This is a genomic window from Shewanella sp. M-Br (assembly GCF_036245925.1).
In the GTDB taxonomy this organism is placed as follows: domain Bacteria; phylum Pseudomonadota; class Gammaproteobacteria; order Enterobacterales; family Shewanellaceae; genus Shewanella; species Shewanella oncorhynchi.
Window position 1 is genome coordinate 298,756 of the sequence record NZ_BJBV01000001.1, and the last position, 23,367, is coordinate 322,122.

The window sequence follows — 23,367 nt, forward strand, 5'->3', positions numbered from 1 at the left end:
CAGTAGTAAGCTAACTAATTTGTAACTTAAGTTTCTTCAGACGCAGCCAGTATCAATCGCTACAATGACAATTCTATGTCCGTGATATGACACTTAAATGACAATGCACTATTTATCGCTTTTTTCTGTCATTAATACCAATCACATTAAATATCTAATCAGCTCAGAGCCTCACAGGCATTTCAATCCAAGGCGCATTGACGCAGAAATGGTCATTCCCTTTTAAGTCAATGCAACACCGGAGTGGGATGCCTGTGTGGCTCCCGAAGGGCAGATTTCAACGCGCTGAATGAACAGATATTTAATACTATTGGTATAATAAAGACTCAATAAACCTAGAAATAAAAACAGGCCCTAATGGCCTGTTTTTATTATTTATTGTAAATATTTCACTCACACATACTATTTCTTACGTTCGATAAGATGCAAAGGGATAATAAAGCTAAAAGTACTGCCTTTACCGACTTCACTGCTGATTTTAAGCTTACTGTGATGGTGGTTAAGCGCATGTTTTACTATCGCTAAACCTAAACCACTACCACCGGTTTGCCTTGAGCGCGCACTGTCTACCCGATAAAAGCGTTCCGTTAATCGACCAATATGCTGAGCCGCAATACCTTCACCCGTATCCGTTACGCTAAAGATGGCACCCGTAGCCACACTGCACCACTGCACTGTAATTTTCCCGCCAGGTTCTGTGTAACGAATCGCATTAGAAATCAAGTTAGAACAGGCACTTCTCAGCTGTAATTCATTGCCGTGAGAATCAAGTCCAGGCTCACAATAGAAACTCAATTCATACTTATCTTGTGCCAGCGCCTTAGCTTCCTCCTTGAGCACCTCCATCAACTGCGTCATATTCACAGTGTTTTCGAGGTTAATATCAGCCGCATCTTCAATTCGCGATAACATCAATAGCTGTTCGACCATAGATTGCATTCGTCGCGTCTGCTGCTGCATCAATGCTAACGGCTTGACGTTCATCGAATCAGGCTCAGCCATGCTTTGCATCATTTCGAGGTAACCCTGTAACACAGTGAGCGGCGTTTTTAATTCATGCGACACATTGGCGACAAACTCTTTACGCATTCCCTCAAGCTGACGTATACGAGTGATATCCCGCGCAATTAACAGTAACTGCCTGTCACCGTAAGCCATGATACGGATTTCAAGCAAACGCCTATCCGATACTGGCGAAGGTAACTCCAGCGGCTCTTTGTATTGTGCGGATTTAATGTAAGCAGAAAAATCAGGATGACGGATTAAATTATCGATTCGTTGACCATTATCCTGTGGCCACACAAAACCGAGAATGAGTTGCGCTAACTTGTTACACCATAAAATATTATGCTCTGAATCAAGCACGACAGCGGCATCGGGTAACGCCTCAGCACCTTGACGAAATCGTGCCAGCAGTGCGGCCAGTTGACCGACACGTCGACGATTCTTCCCTTGAAGGCGATAAATACCGTTAAATACACCTTCCCAGCTCCCACTGCCCTGCGGCGGCGTGAGTTTCCTATCCCGCCATAACCAAAAGTTAAGCCGTGATAATTGTCGGTAATGCCAGCAAACTAACCCTAGCGTGCCGATAAAGAGTATCCAGAGAAGTTTCCCTACCAATAAACCTATTAGCGCGCAAAGCAGTAGATATAAACCTAAGCGCGTAAACAACCGATACCCTGAATAAGAGTCAGACATAAATAAACCCAAACATCAGGCTAAATAAGAGGAGCACAAGATAGCGTAAAAGCTAACTTGTGCCTAACAGTTATTCAGCACTAAATGCGTGTAGAGAAACGATAACCAGCGCCACGAACCGTTTGGATCAAGCGATCATGACCAGACTCTTCAACGGCTTTACGAAGGCGTCTGATATGCACGTCAACGGTTCTGTCTTCAACATACACATTGGTGCCCCACACATTATCGAGCAGCTGTTCACGGCTGTAAACACGCTCAGGATGGGTCATGAAAAAGTGTAATAAACGAAATTCGGTTGGGCCCATATCTAATACAGTTTCACCCACACTCACCCTGTGACTCACAGGATCGAGCATTAAGCCCTGTACATCAATGGTTTCTTCTAAACGAGTCGGTGCACTGCGACGCAATACGGCTTTAATACGTGCGACCAGCTCTTTAGGGGAAAAAGGTTTAGTGATGTAATCATCGGCGCCAACTTCAAGGCCTTTGACTTTATCTTCCTCTTCACCGCGGGCGGTTAACATAATGATCGGAATTTGGCGCGTAAACTCATCTTGCTTTAAGCGTTTCGCCAATTGAATACCACTTCCGCCAGGAAACATCCAATCCAATAAAATCAGATCGGGGTAAGGCTCCTTTAGCAGCGCAATGGCCGAATCAAAATCTTCCGCCGCAGAGGTGGTAAACCCATGCTGTTCCATTACAAAAGTCAGCATCTCGCGGATGGCCAACTCGTCTTCTACTATCAATATCCTTGCAGTCATAAGTGATTTTCTGTCAGTGAATGTCAACACGGCTATTATTAGTCATTTTTATTACAGATTTATGAATAAGCACGCCGCTTGAGCCATATAGTAGTAATATTTGTCATAATAAGTTTATATAACTGTTTGTTTATAGCAATAAAAAAGGAGGCTATATGCCTCCTTAATTGAGTTTTAATGCTAGATTTAGAATTTGTGTTCTAAGCCAACACCAATGTATTTGTCATCATCTGTAGACGCTTCTAACGAACGGTTCGTGTAGAAAGCGAATAGTTTAGTTGGCTTACCTAAGCTGTAGTCTGCACCTACCGACCATGAATCACCAAGTTCTTCCATATCTTGGAACTGAGCTTTTAAAGTAACAGCATCGATATCATAGGCAGCGCTTAATAGATAGCCGTTAGCACTTTCTGCAGTGACTTCAACTGGCATCGACGTTGCAGAATCAAATTTATAGGTTTGCTCTTGTTGCTGGTACATACCACCCAGTTTAATACCGGCTAACTTAGCTTGTAAGCTGGCACGAACAATCTCATATCCAGACACATCTGAGTCATAAGCAAGAGATGCATAAACGGGTGTTTTCTTCAGTTTCGCATCACCATACATGGCCGCTAAGCTAAAACCATCTTGAGCAAATTGACCTTTTACATCATTTCCTTCGGCAACATAGGTAACACCGAATACAAAATCACCAAAGGAAGGCGTAAGGTAAGTCGCCGTTTGAGCAGCGCGAACTTCACCCTTGAACAGCTTACCTAAGTCACCTGAAAGGTCGTTAAACTGATCAACATCACCTTGAGAAATTTTCAACAAGGTATCATTACGACCCACAGAGAACGAACCAAATGCGCCTTTCAAACCAACAAATTGGTTACGTGCAGTAAAGTTATCGCTTGATGCTGCACCTGTATCAACTTGATATTCAACTGTGTAGAAAGCTTCCAGCGAGCTAGACAGCGCAAAATCACCCTTCACACCAAAACGAGAAGCATTACTTTGAATAGTTGTTGTAGCATCACCTTTCTCATCATTTGATTGAGCAGTGACATTCAACTTACCATAAACAGTCAGTGGCTCAGCGGCATTAGCTGAAGCCAGAGTTGCAGAAGCTAGCGCAGAAGCAAGTAGAGTTTTACAAAAAACGTTCATCATTTAATCCTTTCGACGTTATGTTCGTCTTGGTTATTGGTTTGGAACGACCGAAAGTTTGCAATGAATGTGTTTCAATTTTATTTCAATTGTGACCATTAACGTTGGCGAGCAAAAAAGCTGACGTGAAGCCAGGCACAAAACCCAGTAAAAATGCAGGCTGCAGCTAAGCTAATTATTATGTTACAGTTTAATGAATTCTGATCCTCAGTTAAAAATCAGCTATTGAACACAGGTTTACCCCGTCCAAACTATGCCGTAAACTGCCACTTTAATTTTCAATGGGCGCCTCTTATGTGGTTTAAAAATCTTACTCTTTATCGTTTCAATAAACCTTTTGCCGTCGAAACCGAAGCGCTAGAAACTGCGTTGGCCGATTTCACTTTCTCCCCCTGCTCAAGCCAAGATGTCAGTAAATTTGGTTTCTCAAATGCGTTAGGCAAAAAAGGCAGTTCTTTGGTCCATAGCGCTGACAATCGTCATCTGATCTGCGTGACTAAAGAAGAGAAAATTCTGCCAGGCCAAGTCATCAAAGAAGCCTTAGAAGAAAAAGTGGCTCTCATTGAAGATGAAGAAAATCGTAAACTGGCGAAAAAAGAAAAAGATGCGCTAAAAGATGAAATCATCACTAGCCTACTGCCACGTGCTTTCTCGCGCCGAAGCCAAACCCACGCCTTGATTTTGCCTGAGCTAGAAATGCTCCTCGTTGATAGTTCAAGTGCCACTAAGGCCGAAGAATTATTAGCGTTATTACGTAAAGCTCTCGGCAGTTTACCTGTGATCCCACTGAGCTTTAAAGCGCCAGTCGAATCCAATTTAACTGAATGGTTAAAACTTGGCAGCGCACCATTACCCTTTGAAATGCAAGACGAAGCCGAGCTAAAATCTGAAGCTGATGAAGGCGGAATTGTGCGCTTTAAGCAGCAGGATTTGAAAGAAGACGAAGTGTTAGCTCACTTAGCTACAGGTAAGCAAGTACACAAGTTAGCGCTGCATTTCGGCCAATCGATTGCACTATTATTGCAATCAGATGCTAGCGTGAAGCGCCTTAAATTCTCTGAAGAATTTAGAGCTGGGAACGATGAAGTCGGCACTGACGATCCTATGGCTCGTTTAGATGCAGACTTTGCCCTAATGGGCAGCGAGTTAGTCGCCTTGATGCATGCACTCGTGGCCGCCCTTGGTGGACTCGAAGACGCACAAGTTTAAGCAAAACTCGTTAAGCAGACGAGATCTGCAACTCGCTTGTTAGACTGAGCCGTACAAGATAAGAAAAGGCGCCCCCATCAAAATAATGGTTGCGCCTTTTTTATGATGATTTTACTTAAGGTGGTTTTAAGACAAAGGCATTTAGATGCTAAAGATGAAGCCCTAACCACATTAAGCTTTAGTTGCTAACTCGCCTTTATTGTCAAACGGCCAATCAATGCCTAACCAAGTCTTGAAGAAAGCTTTTTGCTGTTTAGTCGCTTTTGCATCCCCCTTGAGCACTAGCTTACCGCTTTGCTGCTCGCCAAGGATGAGCTGTACTTGCTTGATTTTATCGTTGCTAAATAATATCACCTCTACACTATCGCCAACCTTAAAGTCTTTGATGCGCTTATAGAAACCCGCAGCAGTCACCTTGAGACCATTAATCGCTAATACTTCATCCCCCGCAACTATGCCCGCTTGCCAAGCAGGACCATTACGCAACACTTGGTCTAACACTAAAGAGCCATGGGTACTGCTCAAGGTCATTCCCGCAAATGCCTCAGCTTTTGAATCTTTACCATAGGACAGATTTAACCCTGCCTGTGATAATAATTCGGGGAAATCTAAACTCATGGGACTATTCACATTGGCTTGCCACCAAGGTGCATAATCTTTGCCGGATAAGTCTTTAAGAATGTACTGAACATCACTAACACCATAGCCTTTTGGTACGCGATGTTCTTGATATAAACGACGGTGCACATCGCGATATGAATACTTAAGTTCGGAGTCTTGCAGTAATGAAAAATCTAAGGCTAAAGAGGTTAAGTAGCCCTCTGAGTAAATATTTACACTGTGGTTAATGGCATAATCGCCACCGATACTGATCCACTCCCCTGCACTCGCCTCTGCCACAGATTGAGTTTCACGACCCGGATTGAGTTGGTTTTTCTCGACGCGCTTGGCTAAATCTTCGAGGAACTCTTTAACTGTTATCACTCCAGCCCGCAACAGCAACTGATCTTGAAAATAACTGGTAGAACCTTCAGCCATCCACAGTAATTCCGTCATGTTTTCATGTTGATAATCGTAGGGAACTAATCCCTCGGGGCGATAAGCCTTCACGTTCCAGGTATGGATAAACTCATGGGATACCGTGCTAATAAAGCGCAGGTAGTCCTTGCGTTCACGGAAACTAAAGCGCGGCAGCTGAATGACAGTAGAGTTTAAATGTTCAGTCGCACCACTGGCACCACTCGTTGCATGCACCATATAAACATAACGATCAAAAGGATAATCATCCCAAATCACCTTGGCTTGACCGCTTAAGGCTTTAAGATCTTTCACTATTTTATCCGTGTCATAGTTACCTTCACCCCAAAACACCAATTCATAGTTTTTACCATTAGCACTAAATTGTTTATGAGTACTCACACCGGTTTCAATCGGGGAGTCGATCAACACATCATAATTAGGGGCAATAAAGGAATGAGCGGCCTTACCCGATGACATCCCAGAGTAACTTTGCCAATTTTTAGGCACTTTTAATTCTACGGATATTGGTTCAGAGCGAAATTGCGGACTGTACATAAACACACCGCTAGCATCTAAATAGGCATGGCTCGCGTCAATATGGCGCACCCTTTGGCCTAATTCATTAGCATACAATTGATAACTGACGGTAACACGGGTTGGCTGCGTGAGCGCCACTTGCCATTCACCGCTCGCGGTGCGCTTCCATTGCAGTTCATGACCTTGACTATCTTTAGCACTAAATAAGCGCACACCATCGGCCAAAGGCAATACTTGATATTTGCCCGTCCGCCACACAGGGAGATTCACCGTAAAATCGTTCGTCTTCACTTCAGGAAAAGTGACACTCACTTGGGCAATATGGTGTTCGGGTTTAATAAGGTCGATTTGGTATTTCACATCGGCCAATACTTGACCCGAAAATAATGCGCTCAATATCAAGATTGATAGTCTGTTGGGTTTCACTCTTGCTTCCTTCTGTTATTATGCTTCTTATGATTTTTCCAAGTATAACAAGTCGATGTAGCATCCTCATTAGGCGCTAACAAAAGCTAACAAAATAAGTTCCTTGACTAAAGGAATGAGGAATCACAGTTCAAATGCAAAAACTCACGGTTATTTTATTTACTCTGTTGCTGTCACTGCCTTTTACAGTCCAAAGCCGAGATCTCGAAGCGGATGAGGTTGAGTTAAGAGAATCACCGCAGCAAATGTATGATGCGCTCAACAAAACGATTTCCTTTCCCCTCGCTTTTCAAAACCGTGACCAATTTGAGCGCGCAGCCCAAGAGCAAGGCTACAATCCACTCGAATTTGAACAGATTTTGTATTTACTGGCCCGCCTCAATATGGAGCCAAACGTTAAAACCAAGGTCGATTTTCAAAACGCAAAAAGCTTGATTGAACTCCTATCGACTGCGGCGCAATCGCCCTACGAACTTGCCATGGTCGCCATGTTAAATGGCCGTTACCTTGGCCGTACGGAACAGAAATATCAAGAAGCGATTGGTCTTTATAATGAAGCGCTCACCCGCATCAACGACAGCTATGACATCGAAGCATTAATTCTTAAACACAATATTCATGAACATCTAGGTGGCTTACATTTATTGATCCGTCAAGAAGTGCCAGCACTGATGCACTTCCACACATACCGCGACATTGCCTATAAACTCAGAAACGATTACTTAATCGCGGCGGCTGAAGCGAGGCTTGGCTTTTATTACAATTTTAACCAGCAGCTTACAAAATCATTACAGCATTATAGTGAAGCGATTCGGATCTCCAATCGTTCTAATTACCCATCAATGAAAACCAATCTGCAATTACAACTTTCTAAGGTATATCGTGATTTAAAGCAGTGGGATGAAGCGCTTAAAAACGCTCATGAAGCCGCGGCTGGATTTAAAAAAATGGGCAATGACACTTATCTTTCAAGTTGTATGACAGTGATCGCTATGGTCTATGGTGAACAAGGGGATTGGCATAAAGCGATTGATTACTACCTAAATGCCCAGCAATTAGATGCAAAACGCGGTAACTACATCGCACAAGGGCTTAATTTCCATAATTTAGGACAAGCCTACTCAAATATTAAAGACAATGTTAACGCCCTAAAATATTTACTGATGGCCAATCAAATATTCAAAGAAAAACAAAGCCATCACTATCAAGTTTATAACGAACTCTTAATTGGTGAAATCGCCCAAACCAACCAAGATTGGCCGCTGATGATGGCCCATGCCGATATCGCATTAGCACTCGCGGTCGATTTAAAACTGGTCGATGAACAAAAATCCGCACTCACACTTATCGCCTCGGCGGCGCAAAAATTAGGTGAATTAGCAAAAACCATCGATGCCCAAGCCCGTATCATTGAGCTAGGTAAAAAGCCAGCTGAGACAGATAAAGACTCCCCTGTGTCGGCCTCTGCCCTTGCAGAGCAACAGCTAAAACTTGAGCTCAACATGCTACAGGGAAAACTCGTTGAGACAGTGAAAGAAAGCAACAACACTCACACGCTACTGCTCATTTGCAGCCTTATTGCCGGACTCTTGCTGCTCGTGATTATTTTCATGCTACAAAATCGTCGCAAAATAATGGCTAAAAACGCGGCATTAACTCAATTAACGCTGCAGGAACCCTTCACTCACAATTTAGGGTATGCCGCATTATTAGCGCACTTAAGCCATAATCAAAGTCAGGAATCCACAACGGCACTCGCGATTATGGCCTTTCCCACCCAACTTACGGCGGATCTGGACTATGGCCAATATTTTAGTGATGCAGTAACAGCGCAAATTGCCAATCATCTAACGGATGCACTTGCAGCATCTGTTTATGTGGTACGCCAAGGGGTATTTGCGGTTCGGTTCACGCAACCTATTGAGCCGACACAAATACTCAGCCAAGTACGCCTGAAACTCGATGAACAGCAAATCACACATCATTTCCGTCTTGGCTTTGCGCATTTGCCACTTTTAGCGAAATCAGAAATTAAAATGGCCGCGAAATTAAAATTTGAAACAGTGCAGATGGCGCTTGCCTGTGCCCGTAGTTTAAGTGGCAATAACGACTATTATGTCGCTCTCAGAGCCCTCGACTTTGTTCCTTTGAGCTTATTTGCAAATCCGTTATTTTTGCACCTTGAAAAAGGCATTGAGCGTGGATTAATCAGATTAGAGACCAACGGCAATAAAGAGGATATTCGCTGGCCTTGCTGGGAAAATAACCAAGATAGGCAATTACTGGAAAATATTTGATCAATATCGGTAATTAATCACAGAGTCACAGGTAAATCGCATTTGCACTCTACGCCCAGTGTTATAACATTAGTATCATATGAGTTAACAGCTAATCTGGACATAGGATTGTCATGTTTTTTAGCCTTGCAGAGTTAGGACAATACTCAGGATGAAGGATTCAAGCGCTACAGTTTCACAACTTGCCTTGCTGCAACAGAAACTCCATTCGGCCAAACTTGCCCTTGATGAAGTTAATGAAGATAGAAATGCAAAGTTACAGACATTACTCCAATTTATTGGTCACTTAAGCCTCGCCTGTAAAGGGCAAAATCTTGAGCTGGATAATAAACTCGCCAAACTGCGCCATAACTTAAATACGTTTGAGCGAGTCGATGAGGCATTGCCAGAATTAGTTGATGTCGAGCGCCTGCTAAAAGGCCAATATCACCATGTGATGGTACAACTCGAAGAGAGTCGTACTGGTTTGTCACAGGTGATCCGTCAGATCCAACGCGTTAACTCTGCACCTGAAAAGCTCAAAAAAGAAGTCAATTACTTCAAGCAAGATCTGGCTAAACCTTTTCATACTGTGTGGGAATATATACCTAAAGTTAAGCAAATCATTGGCTTCTACGAAACCATATTACAGCTACAATTTAGCGAATCTGAAAAGCTTGATGTCTTACCAAAGCACAGGCAGCTAGCACATGAGCTGGCACAGATGATTTCGGAAATCGAGTTCCGTAAAGATCAACGTGACCAAGTATTAGTGATCAAAGAAGTACTCTCTTCTGAGATTGAAGTTGATAGCTTGCTCGAAGCCTACCAAACCATTTTAGCGTTATTGCTTGATAATATCGCCCGCGAGAAATCGGCATCCCAAGAGTTTTTGTTTGCCCTCAACGATGCCTTAGCCGCGGTACGTGAGGTGGTGAGCGAGTCTTACAATCACAATCAACGTAGCTTCCAATTAAAAACCCAGCTGAATCGTGAGATTAACACCCGCGTCGATAACGCAGGTGAAATCATTATCGATGTGGAAGACGTCGTTGACCTTAAAGCTCAACTAACAGAGCAACTTAACTCTATCCGCTCGGCATTAGCCCGTAAAGAAGCCCTAGAGCAAAGAGAGCAAGCTCTGCTGCGCAAGTCGATGGAGACAATGCGCAAAGAGCTTAATGAGTTAAGTAGTGAGGCTAACACCTACAAAGAGCGTTTGTTTGAACAACAAAAACTCAACTTACTCGACAGCTTAACTCAATTGCCTAACCGTGCTGCATTAGAAGAGCGCATGGAGCTAGAATACCGTAACTATCAACGGCATAAGTCCCCGTTGTGGGTTGCCGTTGCCGATATCGATCACTTCAAAACCATCAATGACAGTTTTGGCCACAGCACAGGTGATAAAACCTTGCAAGTTATAGCAATGGCATTGAAAAACTCCCTGCGAGATACAGAATTTGTAGCCCGCTATGGCGGCGAAGAATTTGTACTGCTATTACCTGATGTGGCCCCTGCTGATATCGCTCAACTTTTAAACAGAGTGCGCGAGAAAGTAAAAAATATTCCATTTAAATTTAAAAATCAGAGAATTACAGTTACAGTATCTATAGGGGCTGCGCAAGTTATGGGAAGTGAACTCATACATGAGACCTTTGAACGCGCCGATGCAGCACTCTACAAAGCGAAACACGAAAGCAGAGACAGGGTTGTGATTGACGTATAATTAAGCCCCACTATACGCCTCCTCTAATCACTCCTGTCATGACGAAGGAGTGGTAAATGATAGTAAAAGTCAGCCCAAAAGGCAGCATGGATCAGCTTTCGCAACTTGAAGTTGATCGACTCAAAAATAGTGCCAAAAGTGCCCTATACCAACTGTACCGCAACTGCTCCTTAGCAGTGCTTGCCGCGGGTTTAAAAACCGACAACTCTAAAGCCCTATTCGAGCAATACCATGATTTCGACATCAACGTTCTACAACGGGAGCGCGGTGTAAAATTAGAACTGGTCAATCCCCCCGAACAAGCCTTTGTCGATGGTCAAATTATCACGGGAATTCAGGAACATCTGTTCTCTGTCTTACGCGATATCCTTTATATCAGTGATAGATATGACTCACTAAAACACATTAATCTGACCAATGCCCACCATATCACCAATGTGGTGTTTGATATTCTGCGTAATGCGAGGGCGATAGCACCGATGAAAGACCCTAATGTGGTCGTCTGTTGGGGCGGACACAGTATTAATGCCATCGAATACCAGTACACACGTGAGGTAGGTTATCAACTTGGCCTGAGGGAATTAGATATTTGTACAGGCTGTGGTCCTGGTGCGATGGAAGGTCCGATGAAAGGTGCGGCGATAGGCCATGCCAAGCAACGGATTAAAAATGCACGATATATTGGTTTAACTGAACCAAGTATTATTGCCGCCGAGCCACCGAATCAAATAGTCAATGAACTGGTGATTTTACCCGATATTGAAAAGCGCCTCGAAGCTTTCGTGCGCTTAGGCCACGGCATTATTATCTTCCCTGGCGGTGCTGGCACGGCTGAAGAATTGCTCTATATATTGGGTATTTTACTTAACGAAGAAAACCAACAAACGCCTTTCCCCCTGATACTCACAGGCCCAACGGAGAGCGCAGATTACTTCATTAAGATTGATGAGTTTATTGCCTCAACCTTAGGACCCGAAGCCCAGAAAAAGTACCAAATTATCATAGATAATCCCACTGAAGTGGCACGCATCATGAAGCAAGGAATGGAGCAAGTAAAAGCCTATCGCCGCTCAACGGGTGATGCTTACCAATATCAGTGGGCACTGAAGATAGAGTCTGAGTTTCAGTTACCTTTTATCCCAAGCCACGAAGTGATGGCAAACTTAGATCTACACTTCCAAACCAATAAAGCCGAACTTGCCGCCAACCTGCGTAAAGCGTTTTCGGGTATAGTGGCGGGTAACGTCAAGTCGGAAACAATCAAGCACATAGAGCGTGATGGCCCCTTCCAATTAAAAGGCGATCCTAAGCTCATGGATATGATGGATAAACTCTTAAGTGCATTTGTACAACAACAAAGAATGAAGCTTCCAGGAAGCGCCTATATTCCTTGCTATCAAATAGTGAAATAGAGAGCGAAGCAACAACAGCCCATGAACAAGTTTTTAATCATCGATGGTCTCAACTTGGTTCGCCGCATCTATGCGGCGATCCCCGATGAATCCGATATGCAAAGCCTCACAGAGCGCGTCAGTTTTGCGTGCACTAAACTGCTGCGTGTGCATCGCCCAACCCATGTAGCTATCGTGTGGGATGGGGATGAAATCTCATGGCGTAAACAGCTTTACCCCGATTATAAGAAAGGCCGTAAACCTATGCCTGAGCCGCTGGCAAAAGGCCTTGCTGCGCTGCAAGATCACTTAACCATGATGAACATTGGATCTATTTATGCGGCGGCTGAAGCCGATGATGTGATTGCCACTCTAGCGATAAAAACCGCCAAAGCGCAGGGGGAAGCCATTATAGTGTCCACCGACAAAGGTTTTAGTCAGCTCAATCATCGCCAAATCAGCCAGTGGGATCACTTTAATCAGCAGCACTTAGATATCGCTGCGTTGGAACAAAAACTCGGTGTCGAACGCAGTCAATTTCTCGACTTGATGGCATTAGCGGGCGACAGCGGTAATAAAATTCCCGGAATTGCAGGCATAGGCCCTAAATCAGCCGCCGAATTATTGAAAACCTTTAGAAGCTTACCAACCTTGTTTTCATCGCTATCTAACTTAGGCGCTAAACAAGCCAAAAAACTTGCCGAAGGTAAGGAGATGGCAAGACTCAGCTATAAGCTCGCACAGTTACAAACAGACCTGCCACTCAATATTAATTTAAAAGATTTTCGCGTGATGAACTCCTTGCCTGATAATAACTGCCTGCCTGAAAACCCAATCAATCCAGCCTAAACATCTGTTAATATAAAGTTGCAATTAACGCATTTACCTTAGAACAACAAAAGCGTATTTTATGGACGTAATAACGTGACTCATTTAATGAGGTAAAGGAATAACTGTAAATGAAATCAAAAGTTTCGGTAATCATCGGTAGCATTTTCGCCGCCTACGTCGCCTTTGTCGCTGTGGTGGTACTCGTTTATGAACCTACGCCAGATGACATGAGTTGGGAGGACCGACAGTCCTATAACAGCCAAAAAATGAACGAGTTAGCGCTAGGGCAAAATATCGTTTCAGTAAAACAGTTACTAGGTAAAGCTGACTTTTCAGAGGCCAAAGCCGTAAAAGAAACCAAGCTACAGGTGCTCTTTTATCGCACTCACCATGAAAAATCAGACGGTGTAACCACGAAAGAGGAATGTACCCCACTTATTTTTGAAAATGATCAATTGATTGCTTGGGGCCAAGATACCTATAAGCAATATCTCGATGCAGATACTGACACAGCCCTCAGCTCTGCCCAAGAGACATTAACCAGTAAATAAATACGACTGACAGTTAAATAAAAACGCCACCGAATCGGTGGCGTTTTTATTTTGACAATCAACGAATTGACTCAGTTGTAAAACAACTAAACCAATTGCCTATTCATCATCGGCCTTATACTCGACATAGGCTTCACCTTTGCTGAGCCATTCTGGCGCGGGTTTCCCCTTCAGATAATGGTCGAAATATTGCATCATGCGAATGCTGTAATCGAGCTTGTTCGGGTACTTTTTCAAGTGATGCGGCTCATCCTCGTATTGCAAGAACACCACCTCTTTACCCGCACGGCGCATGGCTAAGTACATTTCAACACCTTGTTCCCAAGGCACTGCATCGTCCTTATCACCAAACATGATCATCAAAGGCGTTTGAATACGGTCAGCATAAAATACTGGCGAGTTTTCAATATACTTTTGCGGCGCGGCAAACAAACTTGCGCCAATACGACTCTGTCCGGTTTCATATTGGAACTGACGCGCAATGCCCGTGCCGTGGCGAATACCGCTATAGGCACTGGTCATATTCGATACTGGAGCACCTGCAACCGCTGCCTTAAACATCTGAGTTTGAGTAATGGCAAACGCCGTTTGATAGCCACTCCAAGAATGACCTTGCAAACCAATAGCATCGGGATCAGCAATTCCTATCTCAATCAGCTTTTGCACGCCAGACGTGAGCGCTTGTACTGAGCTCGCCCCTGGGTAACCAATTTCAAAGCGAATGTCCGGTAGAAACACCGCATAGCCATTATTGATGTACCAAGCAAAGTTAGGTCTGTGGTTAATGTTCATCTGCGGGAAGGCATGCAGTCTATCCGTCATAAAGCGATAGTAATAAACCAGTACAGGATAGCGCTTACCCTCTTGATAATTGGTCGGCTTGATCAGCACGCCATCTAACGGTTTACCATCGCCATTTGTCCAGTGAACTAACTCGGATTGGCTCCAGTTAAAGGCTTGACGCTGCTTATCTAAATCGGTTTGCTTAACTGCATTTTGCGGTGCGCTATAGTTAGCCGTATACAAGTCAGGGAATAAGTCAAAACGCTCCTTAGAAAACACGATAGTGTCAGCGTCTTTACTGCGTCCCAATACTGTCAGCTTATACTCACCTTGCATCAACGTCTTCACGCCCGCTTCGCCCAAGGTGGCTTGATAAAAACCATCGGCCTTGGTTTTATCACTATAACCGTGGAGTAAAACCGTAGCGTTATAGGCAAGCTCTGTCGGCTCATCGGGATTATCGACTAAGCCCTCAAGCCGATATTGAATTTTCTGGGTGCGCCCTTTACCTGCGGTTAAGGCAAAACCCGCCTTAGATTCGGTATTAAACTGCCAAACATCGTATTTGTCGTAAACCAAGAAACCCGCATCATTTTTAAGCCAAGGACCAAAACCATATCCTGGAGCACTGGATGGATAATCGTGGTCTTCATCGGCAAAACTGACCTTTAGGGATTTTGTGAGATTAGTGCGACGGTCCTGTGCAATATCATAGAGATACACATTACCTTGCTGATAATAAGCCACATACTTGCCATTTCCCGACAGCGTAGGCTCGGCATCACTCGGCTGTTGTGTCAAAAATGGCACTTTACTGCCAGTATTAATATCGACCAAATAATAATCTTGGTAGAACCCTGCCCACGTCGCCATCTTGCGATAGGGCAAATCTGAACTGGCCAACATAAAACGTTTATGTTGTGACATCGTCACATCTGGAACAGTTTTATCGCCAAGCTGCACCACGTTATTTGAGCCTAAATGCAATACCGCAAGGTAAGTGCGTTTTTGCTCATCCTCATATTGCTTGATTTCATTAGGCTTAATACGAGGATCATCCCCATGCCACACCTTAAGCCCACGCTGTCCGGTGACAATATTTGTATCGAACAGGTCTTTTTCTTCGGTGATCTTCTGCAAACTGAGCTGTTGACTCACCTCAGGTACGCGGCCAAAGAACAGCCGTTCGCTATCCAATGAGAAGCTTAAGCTAGTGTAGCGATTCAGTTTCCACTCGGGTGATTCAGGGGGGTTACTGATTTTGCCCGACTGCAAATCGACCAGCGATAACTGATAGCTGCGGCCATAGGGCAATTCACTGTCTTTGCCCTGCGTAAATGCAAGCCAACGACCATTTTTAGCCAGCGCTAACGCACCAATCTGTTGGCTAAGCGAATCAAAGACAACGATTTTTTTGTGAGTGTTTAAATCGACTAACTGCAATTGATGTTGCTTATTGGTGATATCGTTCACTGCCAGCGCGAGTCTACGGCTTGCCTTATCAAAAACATAGCCAGTAACCTGCTCGACATCAATTCGCTTTGTTTGGTCTTCTAAACTGAGCAACGTAAAACGTCGACCTTGGTCAAACTTATCGACCTTTGGCTTATCAATATTCGCAGGGCTTTGTGTGCCTGCTTCAGCGAGTTTTTCGGTAGTTTTAGGCCCAGCATCTTTTTTGGACTCTTCATCAGCCTCAAACCAAATCGCCAGATGCTTACCGTCATCACTGAACACAAATTCCTTCACACGCTCGAAGCGAGTTTGCGTGCCAGTTTGAGTATCGAGCAACACCATGTCGGACTTAAGTTTTTTCTTCGCCTTGGCATCACTCGTTTCACCCGTGAGCAAACTCGGTTTAACCACCACAGCCGCGTAACGACCATCATGGTTCACCAAGGGAGCTGACCCCCCCGAGATTTGATAGCTTTGCTGCGACAGGACATTTTTCACAATGACGTGACTATCCCCGCGATCGGGCGCAGACTCGACCGCGATGACTTGCCCCTTGTCTGAGATAACCGGCTTTTCAAGGGACTCAAAATGCATAATGTCTGTTAGGGTGAGCGGTTTAGTGCTGGTTTCAGCCTGCACTGCTGGCAATATTCCAAGGGATAACAAAACCAGAGATGTGATAGGTATTAACTTCAATGTCTTCCTCTTTTATATATTTGTTAGACTAAAGTAGACTTTTTTAACCATTGGCCCTCCATCATGGTGAGAACCCAGTATTTTTACAAGTTATACCACATAAAAAATCGTGATATTGCTCACTATTTCCTGTGAAGTTTGACCAAAGATGGTTAAAATAATAGGCAGAAAAAATACCAAATTCATAGTCCTGCTATCCAGTTAGCACTGGTGCAGACAATTGCAGTAACGACGAACCGTGGAAGGACTTCTCCATGTCAAAAAGAACGATAACCGTAATTCCAGGTGATGGAATTGGCCCAAGTATTATTGATTCAGCCTTAAAAATTCTTGATAAAGCGGGCTGTGATTTTGAATATGAATTTGCCGATGCCGGCCTGACTGCACTTGAAAAGCAAGGCGAGTTACTGCCAGCACGCACTTTAGAACTCATTGAAAAAAACCGTATCACGCTGAAAGGGCCGCTGACGACTCCCGTTGGTGAAGGCTTTACTTCTATCAACGTAACCTTGCGTAAGAAATTCGGTCTGTATGCTAACGTACGCCCAGTACTGTCTTTCAAAGGTACCCAAGCCCGTTACGAAAATATCGATATCATCACAGTACGTGAAAACACCGAAGGCATGTATTCTGGCCATGGTCAAAAAGTGTCTGAAGATGGTTTAACAGCCGAAGCAACCAGTATCGTCACTCGCCAAGGTGCCGAGCAAATCGCCACTTTCGCCTACGAACTAGCTCGCAAAGAAAACCGTAAGAAAGTCACTATTGTACACAAAGCCAACATCATGAAGTCAACGTCAGGCCTGTTCCTGAAAGTGGCCCGTGAAGTGAGCCTACGTTACCCAGACATCAAGACAGAAGAAATGATCGTCGATGCAACGTGCATGAAGTTAGTGATGAACCCAGAAAACTTCGATGTGATCGTGACGACTAACCTGTTCGGTGACATTTTATCGGATCTGTGTGCCGGTTTAGTAGGTGGTTTAGGTATGGCACCTGGCGCAAACATTGGCCGTGATGCTGCAATTTTCGAAGCCGTTCACGGTAGTGCGCCTGATATCGCTGGCAAAAACCTCGCAAACCCAACCTCAGTAATTTTAGCGTCTATCCAAATGCTGGAATACTTAGGTATGGCTGACAAAGCTGAGCAAATCCGTAAAGCGGTATCTGCAGTGATCGAAGAAGGCGACCGTACGACTCGCGATTTAGGCGGCACTCACGGCACGACTGACTTCACGCAAGCGGTGCTTGAGCGTCTGTGATCTCAATGCTAAGCGCGTTTAAGACGAGCCTATAACGCGCTTGTTCAAGCAAAAGCTTAAAAGAAGCAAGCGCTTGAAACTCAAATGAGTAAACACAAAAAAGCCCCAAAGTTTCCTTTGGGGCTTTTTGTTATCTAGCTTTTAAACCTGCGTGGCTTTAAACCCGCATGACTATTACCATTCTAGCGACAACAAGATCACCGCAGGGTTAGCGCAGCAATTAATTCCACGCGGTATTAGGACGTAGCCATAAATGCACTGTCACTTCATCACGGTCGTGATAAAGATGCTTACACTGCACTTTAAAATCGGTCACACCATTCTCTTTAAGAATCGTCTGCATGGTCTCAAGGATAGCTGTCACTTCTTTATAACGGCTCTTCATCGGTAATTTAAGGTTAAAAATCGCTTCCTTAAACCAACCGTTAATCGCCCAAGCTTCAATCAGTTCGGCAACACGCGCAGGTTTCTCAACCATGTCGCACACCAGCCAATAGATATTTTTACGTTGCGGTTCGAAACGGAAACCGTCTTCACGGTAATGTTTCACTTGGCCCGTTTCCATCAGTTTTTCATCCATAGGGCCATTATCAACTGCCGACACAAACATGCCGCGACGCACCAGTTGATAAGTCCAGCCACCAGGGCAAGCGCCCAAATCCACTGAGTTCATGCCACTGCGAATACGCTCTTCTTGCTCTTCCTTAGGCACGAATTGGCCAAAGGCTTCGTCGAGTTTCAGACTAGAACGACTCGGTGCATCCGCCGCCATTTTAAGGCGTGGAATGCCCATAAAATGTGGCGAACTGTTATTACTGTAGGAATAACCCACATAGGCACGGCCGGGGCCAATAAAACACACGTGGATAATCGGACGTTTTGGATTTTCCTGCGCTAGCAAGCTACCCGATTTTTTCAAATGCTGGCGTAAAGGCACAGTGAACTTACGGCAAAAAGCCGAGAGCTCTTTCGCTTCGTTAGTGTCAGGTGTTTCAACCCGCACTTCACCCGCTTTGCTGACGTCACTGAGCGCCGCAACGATTGGGCTTATTCTGTCATTTTCAGGCAAGTCGACTAACAAGTCGCTAGCAGCAAACATCTGGCGGGCGAAAATGAGCGAATCTAAAGGTAATTGTTTGACTAATGTATCGGCAGCGTCGTCTTCAAAACATTGGTATACAACATAAGCGTCGTTATTGTTGGCCTTAACAAAGCCACCCACATTGAGCTCACCGGCTCGCTGTTGGATTTCTGCAGCGCATTCTTTTTCAAAGCCTGCGCGGCAAAATAAAAATAGGTTTTTCATGGGGATCCCTGAGAAATCCAAGCCAAAGCATTGGCTGACTATCGATTTGGGTGCCAGTATACCAATTTCAATCCACAAATGCCCTATTTGCCTACTTGCGTTGCGATTAGAGAAATAAAAAAGGCTTAGGTGCACCCTAAGCCTGTTAACTCACATAAGCATCAGTGATTAAGACTCATGACCGTCGATAACTTTGTGACGCCATACCGCGGCGGCAAATAATAACCAACCGAGTAAGAAACAACCACCACCCATAGGCGTAATAGGACCTAACCACTTAGTCCCAAACAAGGCCAGTCCATATAGTGAGCCCGAAAATAGTACTATGCCTGCGACAAAGAGATATGCCGACCAGTCCAGTAAACGCGAGGTTAACCATTGGCCCGAGAAGGCAACCATGACGAGGGCGAAGGTATGGTAGAAATGATATTGCACGCCTAAGTTAAAGACTTCAATTAAGTTTGGTGGCGCGACCGCTTTTAAACCATGGGCACCAAAAGCCCCTAAAGCGACGGCTAAGAATCCGCTCACGGCGGCGAGTAACAATAAACCTTTACGCATTTAACGCTCCTGCTGGAATGGGATTAACTCATTCAACATTTATTCGCTCAACATCAAGCTCACGAATAAAATCACTTGATAAATCAATAGTACGTGCAAGGTTAGCGGCTTCACTGGTGCCTGACGACTTTCTTGGGACAAAACTATGATCGCCGTCGGTTATCCAAGCCAATCCTATCTCAGCTTTCAAGGGCCAGCTTGGGATCTGCGCTTTGCCACCAAACTTATCCCGCTCCCCCTGTACGACTAATACTGGGACTTGGCATTCATTCAAAGGTTCCAATCTAGGCTCGCCGCCTTTGAGTGGCACAAAAGGATAACCTAAACAAATCACCCTATCGATGCGCGCCGCTAATGCAGGATCGCAGGCTAATAGGGCCGCCATACGACCGCCCATGGATTTCCCCATTAACACCACACGTTCAACTTGTGGTTGTGAGTGGGCGATATCGAGCATCTGTGTAAAACACGCGAGCAATTTAGGCGCACGGTCCGGTGGACGCCATTTGCCATCGACTGCATTCGCCTGCATATAAGGAAAATTAAAGCGCATCACTCGGAAGCCCTGAGCAACGAATCCCGCCGACATGGCCTGCATAAAATCAGAATCCATGTTAGCACCCGCACCGTGGGCCAATAAAATCAAAGTACTCGCAGGCTCCCCTTCTAATACATAACTCGGCTTATCCGGGCAACAACTCACTGCGAGACTCCTCGGCAAACATGTCTAACATCCATTCACGAAACGCCACCACTTTACCCAGCTCAGCATGGTTTTGCTGGCAAACTAAGTAGTAAGCATCTTTACTGACCAAGACTTCTTGGAATGGACACACAAGCCGCCCAGCTTTGATATCGGGGCGTGCCAGCACGCTGTAACCCAGAGCAACCCCTTGACCGTGGGCCGCCGCCTGCAATACCAAAGACGAATGACTGAAAATAGGTCCTTGATTCACATTAATATCGGTAATGCCACATTGCCTAAACCACGCCTGCCAATCGTGACGATTCATATCATGTAATAGCGTGTGATACTTTAAATCGCTCGGTTTTGAGAGTGGTTTAGGACCGTTGAGCAACATGGGCGAACACACGGGAATAAGCACTTCGTTTCTGAGCTTATCTGCACGTAGCCCAGGCCAATTACCTAAGCCATAATAAATAGCCACATCCACATCATCGGTTAATGAACTCGCTTCGGTATCAACGGCCTTTATTCGCACATCGATATCGGGATTTTTCTCACTGAATTTAGCCAAACGTGGCACTAGCCATTGAATCGCAAAACTGGGTGACATACTGACCGTCAGCGAACCAATCGCACTGCGGGCGAGTAATCTGTCGGTAGCATCGGCAAGCTGAATAAAGATATCTTTGATGTCGAGAAAATAGCTTTGCCCTTCTTCGGTTAATAGCAAAGAACGGTTCTTTCGACGAAATAATTTTAATCCGAGGAAATCTTCTAATGCCTTTATTTGATGGCTCACCGCAGCCTGTGTAACAAACAATTCTTCCGCTGCCCGCGTAAAGCTCAAATGCCGCGCGGCTGCCTCAAAAGCCTTAACCGCATTAAGCGGTGGTAATCGTCTCGACATAGTGATCTCAGTCTCGTTTTTTAATTAGTTTTTCTAATCCGTATTGTTACATTTAATCGTTTGTAAAGGCCAGCGTTTTTGGTTAAATTTTGCGCCAATGAAACAGCTTATCAACGAAACACCAATAGCGATGAAACATCCATAGCTATGAAATACCTAAGTTAGACAATCTCAAAGTTGATGATGGGAATGTCTGACAGCGTTAATTTGTCAGCCCGGAGGCGACTATGTTCAATTTAAAATCGGCATTTGCGTTAATATTAGTCTCAGCACTCAGCTTCAATGCCAGTGCAAATGTACTCGTTGACGAAATCGTCATTGACACAAGCGACTTGCAAGCCAATATCACTGCAGATTTAACCGCTGCAATGAATAAAATGCACCAAGAAGCGCTGCAAGAAGCCACTCTGTTGATTGCCACAGACGATGTCACATCTCATCAGCAAGTCGTTAAAGCTGAATAACCTAAACGACACTGAAACTCAGGTCGCGCTCAGTAAGAGCAAAGAAAAAGCCGCATTAATATGCGGCTTTTTTGTACTTGAATAGCAAATCAATCCCACTGACGATATACGGCAATGGGCAGGTTTTCGCCCGACTTATGGACGATACACTTTCACGTTCGTGTAACCTTGCTCGATTAAATACAATGCCTGCAATTTACTCATCACCCCACGCTCACAATAGAGCAAATAAGTCTTTTGCTTATCGAGATCGGCAAACTGAGTCGCTAACTTGAAGAATGGGATGCGCTTTATCTCAATACCTTCAATTTGCAGCGGTTTGCTTTCCTCTTCTTCAGGGGCACGAATATCAATGACCACTTGGTTAGTATCGATACTGGCAACCGTTTCTGTCTCAGTAATCCGAGTATCCATTTGTTCTGCGATCTCCCTGATATCGATAGTGACAGATTGGGCGATGATCTGATCAATCAAATCCTCAGAGAACTTTTTCTCTTCCGCTTCAACCTTAGCTAATACCGCTTTTACCGTCGGCTTTTGCGAAATTACGCCGCAATATTCAGGCATTGATTTAGCAAAATCTTCGGTGCCGATTTTACGGCTCTCGTTGATAATGTCTTGCTTATCCATGGCGATTAAGGGACGTAGAATCAATAACTCAGTACAACGGTCGATGACGTTTAAGTTGGTCAGGGTCTGGCTAGACACTTGGCCTAAACTTTCACCGGTAACTAAGGCTTGAATGCCCATACGCTCGGCTATACGCGCCGCGGTACGCATCATCATGCGTTTCAATACAACGCCCATTTGACCGTTATCGATACGCTCTAAAATCTCAGCAACCACAGGCTCAAAAGGCACAGAGATAAACTTCACTTTGTGGGATTCACCGTAGGTTTTCCACAAATGGTAAGCCACTTGTTTTACACCAATTTCGTGCTGTGCACCGCCCAGATTGAAGAAGCAGTAATGGGTACGAGCGCCTTTTTTGATAAATTGATAGCTAGATACGCCAGAGTCAAAACCACCCGAAATCAAGGACAATACATCTTCCTGTGTTGCCATCGGAAAACCGCCTAGACCTTCAATACGCTTAGTCACCATATAAAGATTATCGCGCTCAATCTCTAAATTAACGGTAATGTCCGGATTCTTTAAACGCACGCCCAGCGCATCAGTAAACTGGTTTAAGCCACCACCGACATAACGCTCAACTTCAATAGAATTAAAATCATGATCGCCAGTACGCTTTACTCGCACGCAGAAGGTTTTACCCGCGAGTTGGTCACGGTAAACAGGCAAGACTTGCTGATAAATATCATCAACAGATTCAAAGCTGTACTCATCCACTTGCACTACGTGTGCAATGCCAGGAATACACGCCAGACGCTCACCAAAAGCTTGGGCCAATTCAGGCTTATCCTTTGGTACCATCACCATAATGCGGTCCCATTGACGCTGCACTTTTGCATCTTCGTCAACTTTTTTAAGCACATTACGGATGTTAGTTTCGAGCATTTTGGTGAAGCGCATGCGTACAGGCTTGCTCTTCATCATGATTTCTGGATACAGCTTTACAATAAACTTCATGGGATTTCCGCGGGCAATTTTAAAACAGCAAAATTGGTTAAAAGAATAATCGGAGGATTATA

Annotated in this window: 18 protein-coding genes; 8 read left to right on the plus strand and 10 right to left on the minus strand. The window is 44.5% G+C overall.

Annotated elements, in window-relative coordinates:
• Positions 1-402: 402 nt before the first annotated feature.
• From phoR to AAA952_RS01245, 3 genes are all read right to left on the minus strand, one after another.
• A complete protein-coding gene (gene phoR / locus AAA952_RS01235) occupies positions 403-1,701 on the minus strand; it encodes a phosphate regulon sensor histidine kinase PhoR (RefSeq protein WP_105249762.1) in 1,299 nt (432 codons plus the stop codon).
• Between the two features lie 80 nt (positions 1,702-1,781).
• Positions 1,782-2,471, minus strand: a complete 690-nt coding sequence (gene phoB, locus AAA952_RS01240; protein ID WP_006085167.1) for a phosphate regulon transcriptional regulator PhoB — start codon at positions 2,469-2,471, stop codon at positions 1,782-1,784.
• Between the two features lie 186 nt (positions 2,472-2,657).
• On the minus strand, positions 2,658-3,626 hold the full coding sequence (locus AAA952_RS01245) for a porin (RefSeq protein WP_168823290.1): 969 nt from the start codon (positions 3,624-3,626) through the stop codon (positions 2,658-2,660).
• Positions 3,627-3,917: 291 nt separating this feature from the next.
• On the opposite strand from AAA952_RS01245, the gene rdgC reads away from it, so the two are divergent.
• The gene (gene rdgC / locus AAA952_RS01250) at positions 3,918-4,832 is read left to right on the plus strand and encodes a recombination-associated protein RdgC (protein WP_338253688.1); all 915 of its coding nucleotides are present in this window, start codon (positions 3,918-3,920) and stop codon (positions 4,830-4,832) included.
• Positions 4,833-5,003: 171 nt separating this feature from the next.
• Here rdgC and AAA952_RS01255 read toward each other — a convergent pair whose 3' ends face one another.
• Positions 5,004-6,815: a M61 family metallopeptidase gene (locus tag AAA952_RS01255; protein WP_338253692.1), complete on the minus strand. Its 1,812-nt coding sequence runs from the start codon at positions 6,813-6,815 to the stop codon at positions 5,004-5,006.
• A gap of 134 nt (positions 6,816-6,949) precedes the next feature.
• Between AAA952_RS01255 and AAA952_RS01260 the strand changes: the two genes are divergently transcribed.
• The 5 genes from AAA952_RS01260 to AAA952_RS01280 all read left to right on the plus strand — a co-directional run bounded on the left by AAA952_RS01260 (position 6,950) and on the right by AAA952_RS01280 (position 13,593).
• Positions 6,950-9,112 carry a tetratricopeptide repeat protein gene (locus AAA952_RS01260; RefSeq protein ID WP_338253694.1) on the plus strand — a complete coding sequence of 721 codons (2,163 nt, stop codon included), beginning with the start codon at positions 6,950-6,952 and terminating at the stop codon, positions 9,110-9,112.
• A 151-nt stretch (positions 9,113-9,263) separates the two neighbouring features.
• Positions 9,264-10,820 carry a GGDEF domain-containing protein gene (locus AAA952_RS01265; protein WP_105249767.1) on the plus strand — a complete coding sequence of 519 codons (1,557 nt, stop codon included), beginning with the start codon at positions 9,264-9,266 and terminating at the stop codon, positions 10,818-10,820.
• A 56-nt stretch (positions 10,821-10,876) separates the two neighbouring features.
• Positions 10,877-12,232 (plus strand): nucleotide 5'-monophosphate nucleosidase PpnN, encoded by a 1,356-nt coding sequence (gene ppnN / locus AAA952_RS01270; RefSeq protein WP_338253699.1) that lies wholly within the window; start codon positions 10,877-10,879, stop codon positions 12,230-12,232.
• 21 nt (positions 12,233-12,253) lie between these two features.
• Positions 12,254-13,060 (plus strand): flap endonuclease Xni, encoded by an 807-nt coding sequence (xni, locus tag AAA952_RS01275; protein WP_338253701.1) that lies wholly within the window; start codon positions 12,254-12,256, stop codon positions 13,058-13,060.
• 110 nt (positions 13,061-13,170) lie between these two features.
• Positions 13,171-13,593, plus strand: coding sequence for a DUF3192 domain-containing protein (locus tag AAA952_RS01280; RefSeq protein WP_028760680.1), 423 nt, complete (start codon positions 13,171-13,173; stop codon positions 13,591-13,593).
• Between the two features lie 99 nt (positions 13,594-13,692).
• Here the strand turns inward: AAA952_RS01280 and AAA952_RS01285 are convergent, their stop codons facing one another.
• Positions 13,693-16,527, minus strand: coding sequence for a S9 family peptidase (locus AAA952_RS01285; RefSeq protein WP_338253704.1), 2,835 nt, complete (start codon positions 16,525-16,527; stop codon positions 13,693-13,695).
• A 254-nt stretch (positions 16,528-16,781) separates the two neighbouring features.
• Between AAA952_RS01285 and AAA952_RS01290 the strand changes: the two genes are divergently transcribed.
• Positions 16,782-17,789, plus strand: a complete 1,008-nt coding sequence (locus AAA952_RS01290; protein ID WP_113941031.1) for an isocitrate dehydrogenase — start codon at positions 16,782-16,784, stop codon at positions 17,787-17,789.
• 220 nt (positions 17,790-18,009) lie between these two features.
• Here AAA952_RS01290 and rlmM read toward each other — a convergent pair whose 3' ends face one another.
• From rlmM to AAA952_RS01310, 4 genes are all read right to left on the minus strand, one after another.
• A complete protein-coding gene (gene rlmM, locus AAA952_RS01295) occupies positions 18,010-19,095 on the minus strand; it encodes a 23S rRNA (cytidine(2498)-2'-O)-methyltransferase RlmM (protein ID WP_011846285.1) in 1,086 nt (361 codons plus the stop codon).
• Between the two features lie 168 nt (positions 19,096-19,263).
• Complete coding sequence (locus AAA952_RS01300) at positions 19,264-19,656, minus strand: DUF423 domain-containing protein (protein ID WP_173497065.1); 393 nt, start codon at positions 19,654-19,656, stop codon at positions 19,264-19,266.
• Positions 19,657-19,684: 28 nt separating this feature from the next.
• Positions 19,685-20,359, minus strand: coding sequence for an alpha/beta family hydrolase (locus tag AAA952_RS01305; protein WP_338253711.1), 675 nt, complete (start codon positions 20,357-20,359; stop codon positions 19,685-19,687).
• The gene (locus AAA952_RS01310; RefSeq protein WP_105249769.1) at positions 20,340-21,251 is read right to left on the minus strand and encodes a transcriptional regulator GcvA; all 912 of its coding nucleotides are present in this window, start codon (positions 21,249-21,251) and stop codon (positions 20,340-20,342) included. The genes AAA952_RS01305 and AAA952_RS01310 overlap by 20 nt, the downstream gene beginning before the upstream one ends.
• 227 nt (positions 21,252-21,478) lie before the next feature.
• Here AAA952_RS01310 and AAA952_RS01315 point away from each other — a divergent pair, with 227 nt between their 5' ends.
• Positions 21,479-21,715, plus strand: a complete 237-nt coding sequence (locus tag AAA952_RS01315) for a hypothetical protein (RefSeq protein WP_212600335.1) — start codon at positions 21,479-21,481, stop codon at positions 21,713-21,715.
• Between the two features lie 135 nt (positions 21,716-21,850).
• Here AAA952_RS01315 and thiI read toward each other — a convergent pair whose 3' ends face one another.
• On the minus strand, positions 21,851-23,305 hold the full coding sequence (thiI, locus tag AAA952_RS01320; RefSeq protein WP_028760687.1) for a tRNA uracil 4-sulfurtransferase ThiI: 1,455 nt from the start codon (positions 23,303-23,305) through the stop codon (positions 21,851-21,853).
• Positions 23,306-23,367 lie beyond the last annotated feature (62 nt).